This window comes from Bradyrhizobium sp. CCBAU 45321, assembly GCF_028128975.1.
Taxonomy (GTDB): domain Bacteria; phylum Pseudomonadota; class Alphaproteobacteria; order Rhizobiales; family Xanthobacteraceae; genus Bradyrhizobium; species Bradyrhizobium yuanmingense.
Genome location: NZ_LFKZ01000112.1, coordinates 16017 through 39958, shown reverse-complemented (window position 1 = coordinate 39958; position 23942 = coordinate 16017). Strand labels below are relative to the sequence as shown.

The 23942-nt window shown below is 60.7% G+C and carries 14 protein-coding genes; 6 read left to right on the top strand and 8 right to left on the bottom strand.

Annotated features, from left to right (window positions below):
• Positions 1-70: 70 nt before the first annotated feature.
• Positions 71-994, bottom strand: a complete 924-nt coding sequence (locus ACM43_RS13575) for a DUF2493 domain-containing protein (RefSeq protein ID WP_271540617.1) — start codon at positions 992-994, stop codon at positions 71-73.
• Positions 995-1856: 862 nt separating this feature from the next.
• On the opposite strand from ACM43_RS13575, the gene qatA reads away from it, so the two are divergent.
• The 4 genes from qatA (at position 1857) to qatD (ending at position 6799) form a co-directional block, all read left to right on the top strand.
• On the top strand, positions 1857-3797 hold the full coding sequence (qatA, locus tag ACM43_RS13565) for a Qat anti-phage system ATPase QatA (protein WP_271540615.1): 1941 nt from the start codon (positions 1857-1859) through the stop codon (positions 3795-3797).
• Positions 3797-4681: a Qat anti-phage system associated protein QatB gene (gene qatB, locus ACM43_RS13560; RefSeq protein ID WP_271540613.1), complete on the top strand. Its 885-nt coding sequence runs from the start codon at positions 3797-3799 to the stop codon at positions 4679-4681. The genes qatA and qatB overlap by 1 nt, the downstream gene beginning before the upstream one ends.
• Complete coding sequence (qatC, locus tag ACM43_RS13555) at positions 4681-5868, top strand: Qat anti-phage system QueC-like protein QatC (protein ID WP_271540611.1); 1188 nt, start codon at positions 4681-4683, stop codon at positions 5866-5868. Before qatB ends, qatC begins: the two co-directional genes overlap by 1 nt.
• Before the next feature lie 166 nt (positions 5869-6034).
• Positions 6035-6799 (top strand): Qat anti-phage system TatD family nuclease QatD, encoded by a 765-nt coding sequence (gene qatD / locus ACM43_RS13550; protein ID WP_271540609.1) that lies wholly within the window; start codon positions 6035-6037, stop codon positions 6797-6799.
• A 362-nt stretch (positions 6800-7161) separates the two neighbouring features.
• Here the strand turns inward: qatD and ACM43_RS13540 are convergent, their stop codons facing one another.
• From ACM43_RS13540 to ACM43_RS13520, 5 genes are all read right to left on the bottom strand, one after another.
• Positions 7162-8187, bottom strand: a complete 1026-nt coding sequence (locus ACM43_RS13540; RefSeq protein ID WP_271540608.1) for a hypothetical protein — start codon at positions 8185-8187, stop codon at positions 7162-7164.
• Positions 8188-8616: 429 nt separating this feature from the next.
• Positions 8617-10302, bottom strand: a complete 1686-nt coding sequence (locus tag ACM43_RS13535; protein ID WP_271540606.1) for a hypothetical protein — start codon at positions 10300-10302, stop codon at positions 8617-8619.
• Between the two features lie 13 nt (positions 10303-10315).
• Positions 10316-10894 (bottom strand): hypothetical protein, encoded by a 579-nt coding sequence (locus ACM43_RS13530; RefSeq protein WP_271540604.1) that lies wholly within the window; start codon positions 10892-10894, stop codon positions 10316-10318.
• A 347-nt stretch (positions 10895-11241) separates the two neighbouring features.
• A complete protein-coding gene (locus ACM43_RS13525; protein WP_271540641.1) occupies positions 11242-12795 on the bottom strand; it encodes an HAD family acid phosphatase in 1554 nt (517 codons plus the stop codon).
• A gap of 290 nt (positions 12796-13085) precedes the next feature.
• Positions 13086-15215: a DNA/RNA non-specific endonuclease gene (locus ACM43_RS13520; protein ID WP_271540602.1), complete on the bottom strand. Its 2130-nt coding sequence runs from the start codon at positions 15213-15215 to the stop codon at positions 13086-13088.
• A gap of 716 nt (positions 15216-15931) precedes the next feature.
• Here ACM43_RS13520 and ACM43_RS13515 point away from each other — a divergent pair.
• Together ACM43_RS13515 and ACM43_RS13510 are read left to right on the top strand one after the other, a co-directional pair.
• Positions 15932-16408, top strand: a complete 477-nt coding sequence (locus tag ACM43_RS13515) for a hypothetical protein (RefSeq protein ID WP_271540600.1) — start codon at positions 15932-15934, stop codon at positions 16406-16408.
• A 74-nt stretch (positions 16409-16482) separates the two neighbouring features.
• Positions 16483-18153 carry a hypothetical protein gene (locus ACM43_RS13510; protein ID WP_271540598.1) on the top strand — a complete coding sequence of 557 codons (1671 nt, stop codon included), beginning with the start codon at positions 16483-16485 and terminating at the stop codon, positions 18151-18153.
• 341 nt (positions 18154-18494) lie between these two features.
• Here ACM43_RS13510 and ACM43_RS13505 read toward each other — a convergent pair whose 3' ends face one another.
• Together ACM43_RS13505 and ACM43_RS13500 are read right to left on the bottom strand one after the other, a co-directional pair.
• The gene (locus tag ACM43_RS13505; protein ID WP_271540596.1) at positions 18495-19538 is read right to left on the bottom strand and encodes a DUF7146 domain-containing protein; all 1044 of its coding nucleotides are present in this window, start codon (positions 19536-19538) and stop codon (positions 18495-18497) included.
• Positions 19538-23857, bottom strand: a complete 4320-nt coding sequence (locus ACM43_RS13500; RefSeq protein ID WP_271540594.1) for a strawberry notch-like NTP hydrolase domain-containing protein — start codon at positions 23855-23857, stop codon at positions 19538-19540. Before ACM43_RS13500 ends, ACM43_RS13505 begins: the two co-directional genes overlap by 1 nt.
• Between the last annotated feature and the right edge of the window lie 85 nt (positions 23858-23942).

Genomic DNA, 23942 nt, shown 5'->3' with positions numbered 1-23942 from the left:
AGGATCGAAACGAGGCGGAGTTGCGGCGCATGCAACTCCGCTTTAACGCTTGGAGACTCGAGGACGGCGCTCACGCGCCACCGAACCTCCAGACGGGGACGCCGAGACGCTTCGCCTTGTCGGCGAGGTTGTCCTGGATGCCCGTGCCCGGGAAGTGCATGACGCCGATCGGCAGGAGTTCGAGCATGGCGTCGTTGCGCTTGAACGGTGCTGCCTTGGCGTGCTTCGTCCAGTCGGGCTTGAAGGCGATCTGGGGCACTTTGCGGATCGTCGCCCATTTGGATGCGATCAGTTCGGCCCCCTTCGGGGAGCCGCCATGGAGCAGGACCATGTCGGGATGCTTGGCATGAACCTTGTCGAGACGATCCCAGATGAGGTGGTGGTCGTTGAAGTCGAGCCCTCCGGTGAGCGCGATCTTCGGCCCAGCGGGCAGCATGACCTCGGTCTCGGCGTGGCGCTTGGCCGCGATAAAATCGCGGGAGTCGATCATAGCTGCCGTCAGCGTGCGATGATTCACCAGTGATCCCGATCGCGGACGCCAGAACGAGCCGGTCTGGGTCTCGAAGCGCTCGATGGCCTGGTCACGGAAGAGCTCCAGGCAGTTGCGGCGCTCGATCAGCGAGATGCCTTCCGCGGTCACGCGCTCGAGTTCGACCGATCGGACTTCGGAGCCGTCTTGCTCGCGTTGGCGCTTCTGCTGCGCCTGCTCGTTGTCGTCGAGTTGGCGACCGATGCGGTCGACGGCACGATGGAACAGGTTAACAGTCGACCAGAGCAGATCGTCGAGGTCCGGCTCGAGCCGCGTGTCGCTCAACGTCGCGACTAAGGCATCAAAGATATCGGCGACGGCGCCGGCTATGATCCTGCCCTCGGGAAGCGGCCGCGGATCGGGCTGGTCGTCGAAGGGGCGGTATCCAAAGAGCTGCAATTCGGTGAGGACGTGGTCAGTTGGAGAAGAGGCGTGCAGCAGTTCAACGTCGTCGTGGTCGGTCATTGGGGGATCCTTTGCCGGATCGGCCGCGCCCATCGCGGCCTTCGTGGCGATCACTCAGACGGCGGGCGGAACGGGCCAGAACCCGCAAGGGCCGAAGCGGCAGCGGAGGATGGCGAAGGCCGGCTATTTTGCTTCGCGATGCAAAGCGCGCCGGTTTGACGGCTGTTGTCTGCTCATCGCAGCGCGCGGCGGAAAATAGCCGGGCGCAGCCATTGCCGACCCGAGCCGCTTGCCGTCCGATCGCCCTCTAGAAGGCCGAGGTCGCCTCCGATTCAGGCAATGGCCTCGTTATGACCGACCTATAACGACGATCGAAACACCGGCCTATTCTGCGGCTACCGTCGCAGCAGCGCTTTGGCCTGCATCGCTGGCACATCCCCGATCCCGTCCGCTTCCAAAGCGATTCGCGCGTGACGATCCAGGCGCTGGGCTGGCTGCCCGGCGCCAGGACGGAAAATATCTTCCGCTGCAAGTCGACATCGCTTCCGTCGCGTTCTGGGAGCAGACGCTACCGACCGCCCTTCCCAGAGCTGCCGGGCCCGGATTATCTCGAGATCGCGTAGGTCCGACCGCCGGGGGAAGCGATCGAGCAGATCATAGAAGGTGGAAAGGCAGCCTTCAACCTCCGCCGCGAAAAATACGGCTTCTGATCCGCGTTCACTGTGGCGCATGCCCATCGCAACGTGGTTGCGCTGCGACACTGCGGATGCTGGCGAAGTCGGTGAAAATTTACCCACACTAGAGTGCCGGCGACGGAGCAAGGCAAGTTCGCGGCAGGCCAGGTCTGCGGCTTGGCTGCCAACGCATTGCTCGCTATAGTTGCAGACAAGAAGAGCCGTAACGGCCTTTTCAGGGGTGGGGCATGTTAATTCCGGATTATGAGACCGAAGTCGATTTTCTGAACTGCGAAGCCATTTCGAACACGGTCGTTGAATTGCTGGTTCAAAACCGCAGCCGCGCGCTGACGATCGGCATTCACGGAGATTGGGGTGCGGGCAAATCCAGCATCCTGAAGATGGTGCAGCGCGACCGCGACCTAGCCGGAGACAAGGCTGTGGCCTGCCTCTGGTTCAATGGGTGGGCGTTCCAAGGCTTCGAGGACGCCAAGACCGTTCTGATCGAAGCAATCATTACCGAGCTTTGCCAGCAGCGCTCAACGTTTGGCAAGGTGAAAGAACTCGGCGGGCGACTGCTCAAGCGCGTCGAGTGGCTCAAGCTCCTGAAGCGCGGCGGCGGCCTCGTGTTTAACGCGGTCACGGGACTCCCTTCGCCAGATCAGATCGGTTCGGTCCTTGAAAAGCTCAATGCCACAATTGGCGGCCTGAAGGATATGTCGACTGATCAGATCAAGGAGAAGCTGACGGAGGCTAGCACCTTCCTCAAGCCGGCCGAAGCGGCTGAGGCCAATCTGCCGGAGATCATCCACCACTTCCGGAAGGAGTTTGCGGACCTGCTCGATGAAGCGAAGATCAATCAACTCGTGGTGCTGATCGATGACCTCGATCGCTGCCTGCCCGCCACTGCCATCGCAACACTTGAGGCGATCAGACTCTTTCTTTTCGTGCCTAAGACCGCCTTTGTGATCGGCGCCGACGAGGGCATGATCGAATATGCCGTTCGCCAGCACTTTCCCGACCTTCCTCTTGCATCTGGGCCAGTCTCTTACACACGCAACTATCTCGAAAAGCTGATTCAGGTGCCATTCCGCATACCGGCGCTCGGCACCCAGGAGACCCGCGTCTACGTCATGCTTCTGTTGATCGAGAGTCTGTTAGGTAGCGAACACGCTGGATTCAAGAAGCTGCTTTCAGGCGCAAAGGCCACGCTCAACCGCCCCTGGCTCGGCACGGGCCTCACCCACGCCGATGTGCGCGCTGCCGATGCGGCGCGGGCAGCCGAGCTCGACGCCGCTTTCGTGCTCGCGACGCGAATTGGCCCGATCCTGGGCGAAGGTACGAAGGGTAATCCGCGCCAGATCAAACGCTTTCTCAACGCCATGCTTGTGCGCCGGGCCATCGCCAAGGCTCGGAACTTTGACGACGAGGTCGATCAAAGCAAGCTCGCTAAGCTGATGCTCGCCGAGCGTTTTCAGGAGGACTTCTATAACTATCTCGCCGCTAAGGCGATGTCCTCGGACGACGGCAAAGTGGCCGAACTGCGCGCTTTCGAGGAGGAGCTGAAGGCGGAGAAGGAAGAGACCGACACGCCGAAGAAGAAACCGAGCCAGCAGACGTCAGAGTCGGCCGAAGATGACGGCGCGAAATGGCTTGCACGAGACTGGCTCAGACGCTGGCTCACCATTCCGCCATCGCTAGGCGATACCGATCTGCGGCCTTATGTCTTTGTCACACGCGACAAGCGCGCTCTGGCTGGACCGGCAAGCATCGGTGGCATCGAAGGGCTGGTCGAGAAACTTACCGGCTCTGGACTCGCGTTGCGAATGATCGAGCCCGAGGTCCGAGCGCTGCCGACACAGGATGCCGAGGCCGCCTTCAAGGCGCTCAGCGAGCGCGTCCTTCAAGCCACGGAACTTAAAAGCCCGCCGGAGGGCTTCGAGGGACTCGGCATTCTCGCCAAACACCATCCCCGGTTTCAGTCGCAGTTGGTCAACCTCATCAGCGCCCTCGACGTCAAATCCCTTGGTATCTGGATTGTCCGGGGCTGGAACGAGATCCTCACCGACGGCGCGGCCATGGGGCAGCTTCAAGCGCTCCTTCAGGAGTGGGCGGCGCAAGATGAGAATGCGACCTTGAAGCGGGCCGCCGGGCAGGCCACCGCTGCCGTTCGCAAAAGGAAGAGCTGATGGGAACGTCAAGCTCTTCAGGAGGTCCCGGCTCGAACACGTCGCTCGTCCCGACGTTCCTCGAGCCCATCTCGAGCGACCCGCTGCCGGGCGGCGAGGCCGAACCGGCGGACAGTGGCGAGGATGGCGATGGTGAGGCGCCCGGCGATGGTCTATCGCCAGCCGCGACGCAAGCGCCGCGACCTACCATCCAGCCCCCACCAGCCGCCGGGCGGTATACTGGGGCTCGCACCAACTTCACACGCTTTGCCTCATCCGGCGGAAATGACCGCCGAGCCCTGCGGCGTGCCGTCCGAGACTATGTGCGATCGGGCGCGGGCGGAAGCCACAACGCCACGCGGAAGATGGGTTCGGCCCGTGAAGCCGCCAGCGGCGCCCTCGGCGTCTTCAGGGGCTTTCAGCGCGACGGCGTTGCCGACACGCTCGCCCGGCTTAATCTCGGAAATCTCGTCGGTCGCCCGACCCGTGAGGTGTTCATCGGACTCACGGACATCATCTGCCGGGATGGCGGGCCGATTGACGAGGGCATCGCCCGCGACGCCTGGCTTGAGACCTGCGTCGATCTCGAACAGATCGGCATCGATAACCTCGATGCGTTGACCGCCGAGCAGATCAGAGACGTCTTCCTCGCCTTCATCGCGCACGCGATCGAAGCCAGACTCTTCCAAGAGATTGGCGTCAACGGGTTTGAGGTTGCTGACCTTAACGCCATCCAAGCCTTTGAGGCGCAGTTTCGCAGCTACGTAGAGCGCGACGTCAGGGACTCGTTCGCCTCGGATTTTTCCTCAATTGCCGAACTCTCGGATGCCGAGATTCGGACCATCGTCGACCAGACCTACCAGAATGCCTGGGAGCTCTTTGAGACGTGGGGGGATCAGAGCTGATGCGCCGCCACAGTATCATCGCCCGTCTCGGTCCAACCGACAAAACACGTGTCGTGCCGCGCGACACGGACACCGTGAAAACCACAATCCGCTTCGTTGATGGCGATCACCGACTAGGTTTTGGCCTCGGCCAGATGATCGATCAATTGGCCGATCTGGGCTTGACTCCCACAGAGCGCGCGGTCGACCTTGCAATCTTCTCCGCAGTCGTCATGGCCGCCGACACCCGAATTTCGCGCGCGACCGAGTCTCAGGATAGCTGGACGCGCGAAATCGATCTCTACCTGCCGGTCCTCGAACCCGAGGTGTGGACCCCTCATGCCGCCTTGATCGAGCGAATGCTGCGCTTCCTCACCGGCGATCACTGGCGCCTCACGTTTCGCAGGCGTCATCGCGACTATCGCGAGCTCGTCGAGCAGGCTGGCGAACTCAACTTTGACACTTTCGACTCCGTCTGCCTGTTTTCGGGCGGTCTTGACAGCTTCGTCGGCGCGATCGATCTGCTCGCGGAAGATCATAGCCCGCTTTTTGTCAGCCACTACGGCGATGTCAGCACGAGTACACAGACTGAGTGCGCTGAAGGCATTGGCGCGGTCTATGGTGATCTTGAGCCGCGCCATGTTCGTGCCAATATCGGGTTTCCGGCAGACCTGGTGGAGGGTTCTGGTCCAGAATTGACGACGCGGGGCCGTTCCTTCCTTTTTCTGGCGTTGGCGGCCTTGGCCGCCAGTGCACTCGAAGACTCCACGATCTATATTCCAGAGAATGGCCTGATCTCGCTGAATGTGCCACTCGACCCCCTGCGCTTAGGCGCGTGGAGTACACGCACCACGCACCCATTCTACCTCGCGCGTTGGCAACAACTCATCGACGCCCTCGGCATCTCCGCGAGCATCAAGAATCCCTACCGGTTCATGACAAAGGCAGAGATGCTGAAAAAGTGTCGTAACCGCAGACTCGCCAAGCGGCTCGCGCCGAAGACGATCTCGTGCTCATCCTTCGGCAAAGCCCGTTACAGAAGTCTCTCCCCTCGACACTGCGGCTACTGTACGCCCTGCCTTATCCGGCGCGCCGCGATTGAGTCCGCCTTCGGAACTGACCGGACTCTCTACTCCATTCGAACCTTGCGGCTCAGCCCCTGGAGGGGGCAAAGGCCGAAAGCGAGCACGTACGATCATTTCAGATGATGGCGTCCCGCCTGTCTGGGTCACCCGGCATCGAGAGCATACTTGTTCACAAGCCGGGGCCGCTTTCGGATTATGCTCGCCGCGACATCGGGCGATACGCAGCCGTGTTCCGCCGCGGAATCGAGGAGGTCGCGCGTATCCTAAGACACGTTACAGTGCGTCCTTGATGGTTGCTGATGATATCCGCGGAGCCGATTTTCATTGTCACGTGGATCTTGACCGCGACCCCGCCGCGTTGGTTGCGGCATGCGAACGCGAGCGCATTGCTACGGTTGCGGTCACAACCACCCCCAAGGCCTGGACTCACAACAAAGAATGGATGCGGCAGAGCAGATACGTTCATCCCGCGGTTGGTCTGCATCCCGAACTCGTAGCCGATCGTCACACGGAACTCGGTCTCCTCGAACGCCTGCTGCCCGAAAGCCGGCTCGTGGGAGAAGTCGGTCTCGACGGCAGCCGACAGCACGCGGTGAGCCTGCCGAAGCAAAAGGAGGTCTTCGGAAGGATTCTGGCCGCCGCGCAATCTTTGGGCGGTAGGGTCGTTACAATCCATAGCCGCCGCGCAGCAAACGACGTGATCACGATGCTCGAAGCCCTGACGACGCCGGACAGATTGCTACCGGTTCTACATTGGTTTTCCGGATCGGTCGCGAGCGCAAGGAAGGCTCTTGCTTGCGGCTGTTACTTCTCCGTCAATGTCAGCATGCTCGGAACCGCCAGTGGCCAAGCTCTAATCAAATGCATCCCCCACGATAGGCTTCTGATGGAGACGGACTCCCCATTCACATCCATCGCCGGCCGCACCACTGCGCCTTGGGATGTGCTCCAGACTTGCGATGGTGTCGCGAAGTTACTCGGGATGGATGCGGCGGTGCTCCGAGCGACGGTCGCGCAGAATAGCACACGTGTTCTTGCTTTCGCAGAACTTTGAAGCCCGACGGATCCAGAAAGTGCACCATTCGGACGGGGCGATCGGGAAACTCGCTGAAGGCCATAAAGCACCTCCTGGCAGGAAGGCGCGCATATTGTTATGCAGGAGGCGTCAAGGCGCTTCAGCGGGAGTTTTCCTGCACTGTACTGCCGGCGTACGACAAGAAGCACATGATCACCTATCTGCGTTTGCGTGATGCCGATGCGGACGGTGCTTCCTGGCAGGAAGCTGCACTTCTCGTGCTGCATATCAATGTGGACTAGGAATTCGCTCGCACCCAGTGCGCCCATGATAGCCATATCGCCCGGGCCCGGTGGCCAGCGGCCTCACGTTGCGTGCAATGTTCGTGTCAGCTCCGCTCTCTAGCGTTGATTGCGGATAGCCATAATGGCCGTCCCGTTGCGCACCTGGATGACTTGAGCGATTTGCTGAATCACCTTGACGGATCTGATATCAATCGCGATCGGGCGGACTTTCCCGCTATTTATGGCGAGCGGACTGACATACACGTAGGACGCGGTCTGATACCAAACTACAACGGGGTCGGTTAGAACGTAGAGCTTAGGGTCTTTTCCGGGTACCTGTTCGGCCACGCGGCGGAATGTTCTGCCGTCTTCGATTAGCGGCACTGGATCGCTAAGTTGCAGTCGCGCAATGATCGGCTGGCCACCCCCCACGCTCTGAGCCAAGTTTGGATATACATCGCGCGCAAACCCTGGGATGGTAAAAACGAAAATCATGATAACGGGTGCGAGCAATAACAAGCTCACCAATATCCATTGCTGCTGCGAAAATTGCAGCCGCTCGAACTTGATCTCGAGGGAAAACAGGACGTAAAGCCAGACGTACACCGCGAAGGCCATGAACACGAGATAAGCCGAACCGAAATTCCAACGGTGCCCAAACAGCTCCCACCACACCTTTAGCAATTCCCAATCCAAGCGGCCCGCATGCTCGTAAGCGGAAAACCATGGGGTAAGACTGCCGTATAGCAAAGCTGTCAACCTAAGCACTACGAGTTGCACGAAGAAGTAAGCAACAATGCAGAGAATCGCCCGGCGAACGCGCGTTTTGCGTGTTAATTTTGGCAGCATCACATAGTACAGGGCAAGCCAGGAAGCGCCGACCAGTGGCGCGACCAACGCCAAATCGAGGAGCATATAGAAGGCGAGCAGCAAACCAGCAGCAATGCAACGCGGCTGCAGAACGGAGAAATCGGACAGTCCTAGGTGTTCAAGCGCTGAATTCAAGATGATCAAGCCGGAGATGTAGAGCGCCGCAAGGAGATATCCCAGAACTTTCACGACTTGGTCCAGGGATAAAGGCTCTCTCATCTCTCGCGGCGGTCCTGCAAGACGTTCGCGGAATATCTTGACTCTCTCATTCATCGCACCCCTCCCGATAAACAAGGACCGTGGCAGGAGACCGCGTGGTCCAGATAGCTTCAATCTAGTTGGCGGGCCTCTCCTCGGGGCCGTCCAGTAAACGTCCGTTTAGCGGGTCGCCTCGGTCGGCTGAAGCCGCCCGACCGCACGAAGCTTCCAGCAAACGCACTTCGTGCTTCGCAAGCCGGCGGCGAAGTCGCCGTCTTAGTTTCGGCAGCGGTTCATCTCCGTCGTTTATTCGGGCTTGCGCCCGTGACGAACGGGGCCCTGCGGCCCCAGCCCGTTAAGGCCAAGGCGAGCGCAAAACGCTAACCGTATGGTCGCTACGCTCCGGCTTCCATGGCATCAAAACAAAGAGCAGCGCTCTAAGCGCACGCCGAGCCGCGTTGGGAACGACCAAAGTATGCGGGCCCTTCTACCAACCTACGAGCGCTACTTCGCTTTGTGGTAACCGAAACGAGGGTTCCAAGGCAGCTTTCCAAGCTGGTATGTCTCGTTTAGCAACGTCAGGGCGCTTGTGCATTTTGAAAGTTTCGAAGAATTCAGGGTGGCAACGGCGTCACCGCAAGCTCGCGGGCTCGCGAAGCTCGTGCCAAAAACACCGCCGCCGAGATCAGCGAGATGAGCCATATGGGGGCTTCCCGCGGATGTCCCTGCCGCGTCATATTCCGCCGAGGGTCCTCGCGACGAGCCTGTCCACATCTTACCGGTAGACAGCAGGCCCGCGACGCTCAAAACGCTCGGGTCGCTCGCAGGCACACAGATGCTTCCTTCGTGCCCGCCTTCGACGAAAGCTGTGAGACAGGGGTTCTTTTCGGCGATCACGATCCAACTATTGATCGTAACATCCCTTTTTGCGGTTAGCTTGAACTGCACGTGGAGTAGAGGCAGCTTTTGTCCAGGCATTCCCGAACTTAACGCGAATGCGGCACAACGGAAATTGTTCTGACATTTCGCGCTGAAGAGGGAGTGAGTTGCCATGCTCCCCGGGAGGCCAACGGGAGTTGTGGTGAGCATGCCGGCGGACGTCTGGTCGATCGTGAGCGTGGCAAGATTGCTCATGGCGCCGCCTTGGACGATCTCATAAACGTCGGCGACGACCTCAACATCTTTTGCCGTTGCATCGTCCCACCAAAACTCGACCAGAAGTTCCTCGCAACTGACGCCAGAGCGCAGCCCGAAAGTCTCGGGCTCGTCTGCTATCATAGTTCGCTTCGCGGCGCATCCCGTCCCTCCGTCGTTCCCGGCAGCCGCCACGACATAGCGATCTGTTGTGATTAGCGTGTTGGCCACGTACTGCTCGAGCGGAGACAATCCGTTATGCGGTCCGACGTGGGTGCCAAGCGAGAGATTCACGGCAGCTGGAAGGCCGTCGTTCGCCAATTGAGTGGCGAGAGCTTGCATCGCAGTCTGCATCTCCGGTGTGCAGGCCTGATCGAAGCAGGAGCGTCCCACAACGATCGGCCTAGACGGCGGTTTAACGAGTGCGCAGCTGACCGTCGTGTTTCTGAGCACAGGAGCCAATCGTTGCAACAGAACGGACAAGACCTGTTCGGCATGTTGGGAGAGTTCTACTCCCGAGCTCACGGTGTGTCGAAGCATTCCGCCGTAGCTATCTGGCCCGCCCGACGACAAGTCGCCCATGTCGACAATGGCGGCACCGACCGTCGCAGCGTTTGGGGCAGCAGATTGATTCAGCAAGCGCTGGCATTCTTGGTCGTAGGTCGAGCCACTTCCGAGAGCGCGCACCGGCGTGCCCAGATCGACATATTCCACGTGAGCGGACAGCCCATACCATGACGCGAAAAGATTCACGAGGTGATGAAGAGGGACGCGTGCCCAGAAAAAGAAGCCGCCGTCAGTGGCGGCGGTAGAACCGAAGGTTTGCTGCGCTTGATCTTCAAGCTTCTTGACTTCGCGAGTGGTGCGGCCGCTGATCGGTATGACCGGCCAACCGGTGGCTCGCGTTTTCACGCCGGTCGAGAGGAAATCAGCAAGCTCACCCATCTTGGTCTGGTGGAAACGCATCGGAGGTAACGGCGATGTCGGGCGGTCCGGCGATAGCCCTTGCGATCCGAGGCTGTGAACCATCATCGCGATAAGGCTAGGACTGAACATCGGCGCTTCTCCGTCAGTCGGGTTTCCAACCGAACGTGTAGTGCCTCGGTTTAAAGCAAACTTTATCGCTCTCACGGCTGATCATGTCGTTCTCCAGTAGCTTCTCCAATGCCGTCTTCATCCAATTTCCTTGCCGTGCCTGCCGAGCGCGGTCGAGTCGCTCGCCCGATATCCGGAGATACCACGACACTTCCGCGTAATCGCTCTGCTTGTCGAGAAACTCGTCAACCGCCGTCTTCAGCTCAGTTTCCGTCATCCCGTCGGGACTTCGTGCAAGCACGATGTAGGTGACGTAGTCGATCGGCCGCATCGTCTGCACAAATGACTCATAAATGGCCTGCGCAGCGCTTATCGACTCAACCCCAATCTCGAGGATCGACGCGAGGTCAGGCGGCGCGTACAGCGCAAGCTTGATCTTTCCGGCCACCTTGACTGTCTCCCACGTGGCCCTGAGGGACTTCAGAAGATCAAGGCGCAAATTGACGCCTCGAAAGGCCTGTTTCTCTGGGCCCGCTGTTTGCGCGCTTGGCGCGACTTCGACCCAGAAGGCTTTCAGAGTCTGTTTATCGGCTGGAGCGATTGGCGCAGACATACGAAGGCTCCTTGTTGCAAGAGATTGGACGTCTCTGAACCCTGGCTTTGTATTGCTCGCGTCGCCACTGGAGCGCTCGACAATGATTCATCAAAGCATATTGCGTACGCCGGGAGCAACAATCTTTGCGACCCAAGGCTTTGGGCAGCGTGATGAGCTTTTACATGCGCCAAGCGGCGCCATGTCCACGTGACAATTCGGAGGCCAGTCCGCGGAGGACGGCAGGCCTGCCGATACTCTCCGATCGCTTTCCACCGATTGATGGTCAACACGAGGTAAGATGACTCCGGTCCGCCGCGTCGGCAAAGCGAAAACCACGTGCGAAGTAGGCACCGAGGCCGGCTTGGCTACGGCTTGTTGCTCTGCCACGAACCATAGAGCGGATTGGGGATCAGGAAGTAGTCCTTTCCGAATATGAGGTCGGGCGTGCCGTTCACGCGCGCTTCGGCCTGGGTGGTTTTAGGCAAATCGAGGATGTTGTCGCCGACCCAGAGGGCGAACCTGTGTGGTCGGCTCCACGACGCCCGGACCGATCCGTCCACGTCGCGCGACCAGCATCCTGCCGCGTTTCCCTCGCTGATCAGACGACGGCGGCGGTCCTTGTCGTTCTTGTAGCCGAAACGCTGCCATTCCTCCGTGTTTGCTGCCTGCGTATCAACGGCGCGCCGACCGAGAATGCAGACCTTGCGCCGGTCATCCCGCATACCGAGGCGGATGAGGTTCTGCCGCGCGACCTCTTCGAGATCGGCATCGCGGTTGGTGATAATCGCGATCTTGCCGCCGCTATCCAGCACGTAGTTCACGAAATCAATCGCGCCCGGAATCTCCTTGGCGGCTCCGCGCGCTTCCCAGGCCTTCCAGCGTTCGGGCATATAGCCGACGCCGAGATACTCGTTCTCGAGCTGGCCGAGCGAATTGTCGAAGATCGTCTCGTCTGCATCCAGCGAGACGACCCAATTCGGCCCTTCGCTCGCTGACTGGCGAATGGCTTCGACCCGGCGCGCCGCCATCTCGTAGAGATATTGGGTGAGCAGTGGAAATTCCGCCGATCGGCGAAACCATTTGAGGCCCGTGGTCATCTGGCCCTTTTGGGGAGCGACTTCGCCAAGATCGGGCACCGTGAGTTCAACGGCAACCGGGCAATGGTCCGACGCCGGCGCGGCGTCGTAGACCAGTTCCTGAAAGCTCTCCGCCTTGAAGAGCGCAAGGCTGGCCGGATTGAAGATGATGAAGTCGATGAATTGCGGGAAGGCCGCCTGGCAGCGGGCGACCGTGTCCCGCTTGACCGACAGGGTCAGATCCCGCAACGGGTCGCCGGGCGTATCGATACCCGTCCAGAACTGCTCTTCCGCCTGAAGGCGACGGTTGAAATCGCCGAGCAACACGAAGGGGATGGCATCCTTCGCCCGATCATCGACCCATTTTTTGAGGACCTTCTGCTGATCGAAGAGCACCTCACAATCATCGTCGCTGCTGCCCGGCGCCCCGGTCGGGCAGCCGGACTTAAGATGGACCGATAATAGTCGAAGCGGGACGCCGGCCTCGATCGTGATATCGACGCCGTAACGATGACGATTGTCGTTCCCGATATCAAGCGCGGTCAGGTCCGGGTTACGTGAGTATTTGAGGGCTTTGCGGATCGCGAAGCCGGCCCGTTGCGTGATGATGAATTTATCGGCCATTCCCGAGCAGGGTCGCGCGTCCTGCTGGTCGGGATTGCGGGCGATCTCCAGCGACCATTGCTCCGGGTCGAACACGCGCGCGAGGGCCTGCTCGTTCTCGACCTCCTGAACGGCGACGATATCGGCGCTCAGCTTGTCGGCATGCCGCTTGAGATCGAGATAATCCGCCGGCTTGCGCGGACGACAGCCCTCGCCATCGCTGTCGGCCAGATGCTCCATGTTCCAGCTAGCAAGTTTCAGGGCGAAGGCTTCGCCGGCCCACATGGCGGCAACAAGCGCAGTGGCGGCAATCAGCGATGAGCGTGACGTCACGGGCACCTCTCCTGATGAAAGTCGTTGCTGGTGTCAATTGAACCCGTCATTACGACAGCGATAACTCGCCCGCAGCTGTTTGAAAGCAAGACCGCGTTTTGAGCCGTCGCTGCTGCCGAGCCAACTGGCTCGACAAAGCCGGAAACTAGCTGTTGCGCGCCCACCATCGTTGCTGAGGTGGGTCGCTTGCGTGACGCTCAGGCGGTCTTCGGCAGCAGATCAGCAAAGGAATTGACCTTGACCTGCGCTTCACCAGCAACCGGTTGCTTTTCCTGCTTGATCGTATCTGCCTTGCGCACATCTTCACCGAAATCGAGGTTCGTTCGGTCTTGGATCGATTTTACGGATACGCGCCACTGAGAGACATCGACGAATTCGGCGGGTTTCGGCTTGCCGAGACCATGCCTCTCTTCCGATAGCAGCTGAGCCTGGTCTACTACGAGACCGACCGACCTCAGGCCCTGCTTGCCTTTCCAGACGATGACTTTGAAGAATGAGGAGGGGATTTGCACATCGTCAGCCCAAAGATCCACGGTATCATCGAAGATCGGGCCCTGAAACACGGTGATCTTGTTCTCCGTATCCTCGGCTATGGCACCATTTTCCAGAACGTACTGCTCGGCACCCTGCCAATAGCGTGTAGTTTGGTTGAACCTGAAATGCTGCGGCGAACAGTTCGTAAAATGAAACGTATCCGCGTTGGCTCGTTCCGCTTCTTCGTTCGTATTGCCCCAGGTTGGATCCGTGCGCCGCGTCAAGTGACCGCGGTCGAACAGATGGGACCATTCCGAGTAGAAGGTCTGATCGATGTAGAAACTTGCGCTGATACGAGAGTCCTTGTACCAAGTCTCGCCCTCGCCTCCCTCTTCAACAACCTCGCCCGTTTCCCGCTTTACCTTCAGATAGCGCCGGCCGTCGATGTTGGTCGCCGTAAACATCGCGATCCGTTTGCCCTTGTGCATCTTGAGGCTGAAATGCTCGTATTTGAGCTCGCCGGCGGCGGCCTCATCCTCGCCGGGGCGTAGGGGAGCCACCTGCCTGGCGAGCTTCCCCTGGGGCTCGGGCAACGGAATTGAAACGCCCGGTATGAAATTTGGTTTGTAGCCGCTCCGGTTAGTGTAGTCCTGATCGATCGACACCTTTTCGCCGCCAGGTGCGAGGGCCTTAGGCGGCGTAAGCTCAGCCACTGCCGCGGCGTCGGTAGCTGCCACCACCCCAGCAGCGCCGACGCGTACGATAACCTCAATCGGAATCACAACCCGTAAATCCCGACCGCCCGCCTTTTCATTCGATTGAGAATCATTCATGAGCTGCCTGCCTTGAAGGAGAAGAAAACCTTCCGAACCGTCATTGCTCCGCCGCGGGGGCGCCAGCCGCTTGCCCACCGCACCGGGAGAAACTTGTTTCGTAAAATTTAATGCCTTGCGCAGCAGCGCCTGCTTTTCGGCTGCAAGCGTCGGTAGCCGGGCTTCAAGGTCCCTGTAAATCGCACTGATACGGACACCCTCATTGACCGTGATCGGTATTTTCTTCCCCGTTTCATCTTTCGGCTCAAGAAAGGGATAGCCGTAATGGTGCAGGGCGACGACTTCCCATTCATCGTTGAAGACCGGAGATCCCGATGAGCCGTGCTCCGTGTCGGTCTCGTAAAGGAGCGTCCGGTCAGTTCGGTACGTAAGCCTGTTATTGCGCACCGTGATCATCTTCGGGGCGCCGTTCGGATGCTGGATGATATTCACGGGCATGCCGAGCACGTGCTTGTCCGGCCGGTCGGAGATGATGCAATAGCTGAAGTCCGCAAGACTTCCGTTGCCCATCGTTTTTGAACCGACGGCAATGATCGCATAATCAAGCGCGGTCTCGTCCGAGAACAGAGAGAACCGATCGGGGTCGAGCGAAAAGGTCGTAGTCGGCTGCAACCTAGCGCCGTCATCGAGTTCGCGGTCAAAAATGATCTGCGCACCCTTTGCAGCGGCCGCGTCCATGATCACATGCTGGTTCGTGATGAACAATTCTGGGCTGATCATGAACCCGCTGCCAGTGGTCGAGGATCTGGCATCGAACACCTCGACATAGGCGACAGCCCGTCGGACCTGAGCGCCTTCCGGCAGAAACCAGGCCGCTTGCCAGTCAAGAGTATCACCTTGCCGGGCTTCCCCGCCACGCCGCTTCTGTGTGGCCGACTTCCGTGCCACGTACCGTGCAACGCGATTTCGATCCGGATCGGCCTCAATCCAACGTTTCTCTTCGACAAGCGTTCGGATGCGCGTTCGCTCCTTCTCGCTGTCTCTGACAACTTTCTCAAGGCGCGCCTGGCGTGATTCCATAATATTGATCCCCCTTCAATAAATGTCAGCATTTCGACGAAAGAACCTTGGAAGACCAATTCTGCAGTTTGTCCCGTCATCACCGAACTGGCGCGGAAGGCAACTCCGTCCTCGTTCGGGGCCTTGAGATTGCCGATTTGCGAAGCAATGGGTGCATGGTTTGTGACGGCCATTTTACTCTGGCCGGCAGTAGAGCAAGAAACGGTGCCAGCATCGCGGCGTCGTTTGCTTTGCGCTCAGCACACCCCGCATCGCCGCGCGCCATTCAGCGCGCCATCCGAGCGTGTCGGCGTCAGCGACACTTGTCCGCGGAGACGCAATCCCCCGGCCTGCCGCCGCCTGGGTAACAGCAGAGATAGCCTCGGCTACAGCTGAACGTCCCGGCGTGAGTTTGACAACTTCCCTGACAGGCTGACGAACCGCCAGGGCAATAAGGATCTGCGACCCGTTGCACGGGCGACATGTTGGGCGCGCTAACACGCGGCCCCAATAGGCCCGCTGACTTCTGCTGGGCCGGCATCGCATCGCCGGCACCTGCCTCGCCTACGGACACAAATGCGATCAGCGAAAGCGCCATCGAGAAACTCAATATCCATCGCCACATGAATCCCAACTCCCGATAATAATTGCTCAAAATCCGCGTGGGCAGCATAATATCATTCGCCGCAGACTGCAATCCATGGTAGTATAGCACAGCCCAAGTTGGGGGGCTTGGTATGAAAGAAGGCGACAAGTTCGGAATTTGGATCGCTGGAGCCGCACTGCGCGCCGGCGCGCGCGACATTGATGTCCTCACACTCGAAGATCTTGGCAAGCAGGCCGAAACTTCCGGTGACCTCGAGCAGGAACTCGCGGCTATGCGTCAGTTCGACAAAGAGGGCGGTGACTTCGGAGCGGAGATTATAGGCGCTATTGTCATTCCGATCCTCATCGAGGCCGGCAAGCAGCTTTGGGCGGCCTATGTGAAGAAGCTTACCGACAAAGCAGCGGGCGCCCTGGCGGATGCGACGACTGACGGAGTTGTCCAGCTTGTCGAGCACCACTGGACAGACGCGCCCGTTGAAGCGGCAAGCGAATTCGAAGCCATTGTTCGCGCGGTTGGCGCCCGACAGAAATTGCCTCAAGCGCAAATCGATGAACTCGCCGCAGCGGTCCGAAGCTCGGCGATGACGAAAGAGGTCAGCGCGGCGTGATGCCGGCTCAGCATGACCACAGCGCGCGATCCCTTGCCGAGGCATGCTCAATAGAAATCGTCGCGCAGGCAACCTTGCTGTTCCTTGTTGTAGTGCCAACGGCAACGCTGCTTTTTCCCTCTCTTCTGATCGCGCTCGTCGCGTTCGGCTCGGCGCAGCTATTGGATCGATTTGAACTCCTTCACGGTGCTCAAGACTGGACCGAGGTCAACTTCAAGCTGCTGCTGGGCACGGCCTTTGTATCCATACTCATGTTCAGCGCCGCGCACATACGGCATCTTATTCTGGCTGCACCCGACTCCCGCAGCAACGAACGTCGGCTGCGCCCGGTGAGTGGCCGCGCCGGCGATGATCTCGTTGCCCTCGTCTCGGAAATGTGGCGCAGCTTGCCTCATACCCACGGAGCTCCGCCTTCGCTCGTCTGGTTTCCAAATTTCAACGTCATGGCCAGCGCGCGTGGCACAGGCGCGTCCGGCGAAATCCAGGTCAGCTCGGCGTTGTGGCAACGCGCCGCCAAGCGCGACCCCGTAGCCATGGGCGTCCTTGCGCACGAGATGTGTCACCTGCTTTTCCGAGACGACCGGCTTCTTCGGTTTCTTCAAGCCGTGGGCCGCACATCGCGGATCGTGATCCGAGCGACGATAGTCATGATCATGGCTCTCGCCGCCGCGTTAGTGATCCTTATTCCGCTGGGTCGAACCGGTGCAAACTCGTGGACTGACGCCGGGCTGCATGTTCTTGCCGTTCTCTGCTTTTCTACGCTCTTTCTGCTGCTACCGTCCATCGGACTGCTGCTGATAAAGCGCCAAGTCAGCCTGATCACTACTCTCATGGAAATCCGCGCCGATGCTGTGGGCGGGCTCTGGACCAGTGGGCTTTCCGGCTTCGCGCAAGCACTTGCAGACGACCCCTCCGTGCGGGCTTCCTCGCTTGCCGATCTGCGCCATTCGCTTCTGTCGCCCGATCTGACTCATCTTTCCACCTTTGAGCGGATCGCTTTGCTAAAGGACGAATCCCGGCTCGGAACTCCCAAACTCCGCTACTTTGCGCTTTCCCTAGCGCTGCCATTCCTCCTGCCAATCAATCCCTTGACGCCGCTCTGGGGCGGAGGCGTTCTCGACCACTCGTGGATGGCGCTCACTGCATCGACCGCCCATGTCAGGACAGTTGCAATGCTGATCATGTCATCTCGAGCCTTCTCGAAACCCATCTCTTGGAAAACAGCAGTTTCAATGGCGGTGTTTCTGTGTTTGGCCAGTTTTCTGCCGCGGGTAAACCTCTACGACTTTGGCTATCTCTTCACCCACCTCTCAGCCTGCCTTACGCAGTCGGGCGGCTTTGGTAGCGAACCCCTTACGCCGGATAGGATCGTTGAAGACATCCTCACGACGTTCGCGAGCGTCTGCGAGAAGCTCATCGCCGCCTCGGGCGGATGGATGCTTCTGCTTGCTTTGGGATGCGCCACGGTATCCCTGCGCGCGCTGTCCATAGTTGCGCGTGTTTCGCAACCGAATTGGCGCTGGCAATGGGTGGCACCCAGCATCGCGGCGGGCCTCGCGGCGCTCCTATCAACTTACGACGAATGGCGATCTTTCTCCTTCCCTCCGTTCGACCTTGCGGCCGACTGGATAAAACTGACGAAGGAGATGATCTGGCTGCGCATCGCCGCTCCCGAACTGGCCGCCATTGGCATCGCGGCATTACAGGTTGTCGCCATCTCGCTAGCGTACCGCTCTCGACACTAGGTTCGGCCGAAAGCTTTCGCGCCGCCCATTAAGAACCTGTCGAATTACCGGTCCGGCCCGGTTTTGTTGACGAGTGGGGGGCGTCCGCCTTGCGGACCGGGCACTATTCGCTCACGCTCACCGAGCCACGATGCGCTTTGCCTCGGCCCTACGGGTGACGATCCCTCGCGCTTCACATAATGTATCGCTCGCCGGGAGCGCTCGGTCCCGGGTTCCGCCGCTGCGCGCCGGCGGCATGCTGTCGCTCCTGTAGACGACACCGCCGAGCAGGCAGATGAAAGCGCGTTGACGCTGGTCCCGGCGTTCGTCGTCGGCCGTCGATGGCCCTATCGCTTGAAGGTCTACGGATGCAGGAAGCGGAGGACATCCTCTGGTACGAGTTGAGGCCGCAACGCTGCCCGCAGAGCATCAAGACCCAATAAGTGCAGATCGTCGTTGAAGTCGCCCACCCGAGGCGACAGCGCAATCGCTTCAATGCCGACCGCTTCCGCGCGCTGCGTAAGAATAGCCTGTACGGCATCTCCGGCAGCATCGTCATCGCGGGCGATATAGAGCCGACGCAGGCCAGACGGCAGCAACATGGCTGCGAGATGATTGGCCGAAAGCGCGGCGGCCATGGGCAGGGCTGGCAGTGCGTAACGCAGTGACAGCATGGTCTCGATTCCCTCGCCGGCAGCGAGCACATCATCGACCACGCCGAAGCGAACGGCGTTGCCGAGCAGGTCACCCATGGCGCGTCGCGGTGTGTCGATCGGAGCCTTGCCGAGCCGCACGCGATCAAAACCGTCTGGATCGAGCCAAGTGCGGTGTACGCCTGTGATCCGTCCATCGAGGTCGGTGACACAGGCTATCATCGCTGGCCAGGTTTCGATCGACGAATGCTCGTCTGGTCGATAGTAGCAACGAGGATGGAAGCGCAAGCTGCCACCATGGTTGATGCAAGTAATTCTGCGGCGCTGCAAGTACGCCTCAGCTAGTGTCCCTTCAATCGGGCTGGATATCGCAAAGAGCCGACGAGCGGCTTCCTGCGAACCGGCCGGCACGACCGGACGAATGGTTTTCGGAGCGAATTGCGGCTTTGAACGAGGCAGCTTTAGAAACCGCCTCGCCTCCTCGGCGACCTCGCGAAAGTCTCGCAAGGCCAGACTTTCGCGGATGATGTCGAGGAGATCACCATGTTCGCCCGTTGCGGCGTCGGTCCATTTCCCAGCGGGTCCCTTCAGCGATTCGTGCAGCCGCACGAACAACGAGCGGCCCGGCGTGTTGTGAACGTCGCCGACCAGCCAGTACCGCCCCGCCCGCCTGCCATTGGAGAGATAGTGTCGACACACCGCCTCAGCCTCGCGCGAGAGGCGGCGTGCCAGTTCGGAAGCATCGCGGGACATCAGGCGGCCTCCCGCTCGCCGATGCGCGCCACCGGATAGGTGTCGAGCACTCTCGACAGGATCTCGACACCGCTCGTGTCCGTGGGCACGAACATGCGCAGCTTCCAGGAGATGATCTCCCCAAAGAGACCGTAAGCCCGCAGGCGATCGCGCATCGTGTCGTTGAAGCCCGACAGCTCGATGCGGTAAGCCCCCATCACCCGAACGCGGCGAAGCTGGAGTTCTTCCGCGAGTTCGAGGACGGTCCGTCCCTCCATCAGGGCGGCAAAGGCAGCGCCTGGCGTCAGCGCAGGCGCGTCCGTCGCAAGGACGCTTGCGACCCACGCGGCCGAAACCTTGCGCCCGATGATGCGTTCGCCCGCATCGGTCTGGAGCCGATAGACGCGGGTCGATTCGTTCGGCAGCCGCTTCCAGATGGGTAGCAGCAGTTCCGCAACGACGTGTATCGTGCTTTCCGTGAACTCCGGCACCTCGGCAAGCTCCGCCAGCCAGGCAGCGGCAAAGCGCTCGCGATCCGCTTCAACCCAATGGCTCTCCACCATCATGTTCAAGGGGACCTGGTGCTGCTCCATCGGTCGGATCAACCGGACGCGGCTCTCGATCTCGCCGTCGTCGAGCATGATGCTCGAGGCCGGGACCTGCACGGCCGCCCTGCCCGAGCGCTCGTTGATCAGCAGGACAGCATGACTAGAAAGACGAGCAAGGGCGTCATCCAAACCAACAGGATGGTTACGCTGGCGCTGGATGATTGTGAGCAGCCGGGTCTCGGCGCTGATGCCCGGATGGACATAGATCGTCCGCCGGTCGGTGACGACAAAGCTTTCGGCGCGGAGCGTTTCCAGCCCGAGGTCGTAGGTGCCCGACGCGACAGCGCCCTCGATCCGAGCGGTCAAGAGCTGCTCGAAGGCGGTGAACCGGACATTCTGCAGGTCGATGGTGAGCGCCAATAACCTATTCAGGAAGGTCGTGATCGGCGGCAGGTCATCCCTAAGGCCATTGATATCCGTCAGTTTCAGGCCGGTCGCATCCTCGAACCTCTCGAGCGAGCAACCTTCGACCTTGCCTCGGACGAGCAGCGTGTAGAGTTGACGCAACGCATCGCGCCCGTACTGACTTTCGAGATTGTCCTCCGGCCGGAATAGACCCTGCCCTCCGGTCTGGCGCTGGCCGCGCGTGATGGCCCCCAACGTGTCGAGCCGGCGGGCAATGGTGCTGAGAAATCGCTTTTCGGCCTTCACGTCGGTCGCGATCGGGCGAAACAGCGGCGGCTGCGCCTGATTGGTCCGGTTGGTTCGACCGAGACCTTGGATCGCAGCATCCGCCTTCCAGCCGGGTTCGAGCAGGTAATGAACCCGCAAGCGGCGATTCCGGGCCGACAACTCGGCGTGGTAGCTCCTCCCCGTGCCGCCCGCGTCGGAGAACACAAGGATGCGCTTGACGTCATCCATAAACGCCGAGGTCTCAGCGAGATTGGCCGAATCCGCGCGGTTCTCGACCACCAAGCGCTCGCCCTTTCGGATGACCCGTCGCGAGCGGCCAGTCACTTCGGCGACCGTGCCGGTGCCGAAGCGCTGCACGATTTGATCCAGCGCGCCGGGTACCGGAGGCAGCGAGGCGAGTTTCTCGATGAGGCGATCGCGGCGTGCGACGGCTTCCCGGCTCTCGACTGGCTGTCCGTTGCGATAGACGGGCCGAGAGCATAGGTTGCCCTCAGAGTCGGTGAACGGCTCGTAGAGCTGGACCGGGAAGGAATGGGCGAGATAGTCGAGCACATACTCGCGCGGGGTGATATCGACCTGGACGTCGCCCCAATCCTCGGTCGAGATCTCGGCGAGCCGGCGCTCCATCAGCGCTTCGCCCGTTGAAACAATCTGGATGACAGCGGCATGGCCGGCGTCTAGATCGCGGTCGATCGATCGGATGAGCGACGGCGTCTTCATCGAGGTCAGCAGATGGCCGAAGAAGCGCTGCTTGGCGCTCTCGAAGGCGGATCGGGCCGCGGACTTTGCCTGCCCGTTCAGCGTTCCGGTTTCGCCGGTGATGTTGGCGGCCCGCATCGCAGCGTCGAGGTTGTTATGGATGACGCTGAACGCACTGGTATAGGCGTCGTAGATGCGGACCTGCTCCGGCGTAAGCTGGTGCTCGAGGAGCTCATACTCGACGCCTTCGTAAGAGAGCGAGCGGGCCGCGTAGAGGCCGAGCGCCTTGAGATCACGGGCCAGCACCTCCATCGCCGCGACCCCGCCCTGCTCGATCGCTTCGACGAACTCGGCGCGCGTGGCGAATGGGAAGTCGGCGCCGCCCCAAAGGCCCAGGCGTTGGGCATAAGCTAGGTTGTGGACCGTGGTAGCGCCCGTCGCCGACACATAAACCACGCGAGCATTGGGCAGGGCGTGCTGGAGCCTCAGGCCCGCGCGCCCCTGCTGAGAGGCCGCCTGGTCGCCGCGCTCGCCCTTGCCGCCGACCGCATTCTGCATGGCATGGCTCTCGTCGAAGACGATCACTCCGTCGAAGTCGGAGCCCAACCATTCAACGATCTGACTTACGCGTGAAAGCTTCTCGCCACGCTCGTCGGTGCGTAGCGTGGCGTAGGTGGCAAAAAGGACGCCTTCCGAAAGCCGGATCGGTGTGCCCTGGCGGAACCGGGACAGGGGCGTAACGAGCAGTCGCTCCATGCCGAGCGCGGACCAGTCGCGCTGCGCATCTTCGATCAGCTTGTCGGATTTGCTGATCCAGACAGCACGGCGGCGGCCCTTGAGCCAATTGTCGAGCAGGATGCCGGCGACCTGCCGGCCCTTGCCCGCACCGGTCCCATCACCCAAGAACCAGCCGCGGCGAAAGCGGACGGCATCTTCTGCGTCGTCGCGCGCGGCGGCCACAAGGTCAAAGGTCGCATCGACGGTCCAGGAGCCCGCGAGAAATTCGGAATGCGCCTCGCCGGCATAAATAACGCTCTCGATCTGGGCATCCGACAGAACTCCGTCTGCGACCAGGCTTGAACGCAGATGCGGACGATAGGAGGGCTTCGGTGGCGCAAGGGAGGCCATCGCCGCGTACTGCACGAGCTTGGTCGGATGTGCGCATGATCCGGGAATACGGATCGACTGCAATCCGTACTCCTCATAGAGCGCGTCGGTTAGCCGGGCGCCGTCCGGCGGCGACCATTCGACCGTCTCGTACGTTAGTTCGACGCCATTTGGCGCTGCACTTTCCGAAGTGGACGACAGACGTGATGCGGAAGCGCCCGCTGATCGAGACATCGCACGCCGCCTGACGACATCGGCCACGACCGGCGCGGCGAGGGGCAGCCTCGGAGACACATGCTGGGTTACCCAATTGAGCAAGGTGGCGACATCGCCAGCCATGCCTTGCGAGGCAGGAAAAGCCTTCGGATCGGCAGCAGGCAGCTTGTCGATCACAAGCAACCGCGCGTCCGTCTGAGTGCCGTGCTTGGCGTAGACGGCGCCGTCGATCGCGGCAGAAAACACGACCCGCCCGCGCTCCTGGAGGCGAACAAAGGCCTCTAGCCACGTAGGGTTATCCGGCGCAAGGCCCGCGCCAGCGATGGCGACGAGGCGTCCACCGTCGCAAAGGCGCGCGAGCGCCGAAGCGATGTGCCGGAAGGCGGCGTCCGCCATCCGTCGATCGACATTCGTTACCGCGGAGAACGGCGGGTTCATCAGAACGACGCTCGGCACAACGTTCGCGTCGAGATGATCATCAATCTGCGCGGCGTCGAACCGGGTGACCTCAACGTTGGCGAACAGATGATCGAGCAGCGCTGCGCGGCCCTCTGCCAACTCGTTCAACATCAGAGAGCCGCCGGCGAGCTCGGCAAGGATTGCGAGCAAGCCGGTCCCAGCGGATGGCTCCAGAACGCGGTCGACAGGCGTAATGCCGGCCGCGGTGCATGCGGCCAGCCCAAGCGGGATCGGCGTCGAAAATTGCTGGAGCGCCTGACTGTCCTCGGAGCGCCGCGTATGGGTCGGCAGACAGCTCGCGATTCTCGCGAGCATCGGCAGCATGGCAGCCGTCGAGCCAGCCTCGGCGCGCATGGCCGGACCGAACTTGCGAAGGAATAGAACTGTTGCCGCCTCGCAGACGTCATACGCGGTCTTCCAGTTCCAGGCGCCGGCCGCATCCGAGGCGCCGAAGGCCGCTTCCATGGCGCCACGCAGGACGGCGGCATCAATGCGACGGCCGCGTTCGAGATCAGTCAAGAGCTGTCGGGCGGCCTTGATAGCAGCAGAGGTGAGAGTAGCAGCGGCACGCATCGAGAGCGGCGCGGCGGCAGCGCCGCCCGCGAGAGATTCAGTCATGACAGGATTTCCTTCGGGGAGCAGGAATGGGTCGAACCACCAGGCGCTCTCCTTTGACCTAACGGCTCAAACCCTTCCCGGCCCG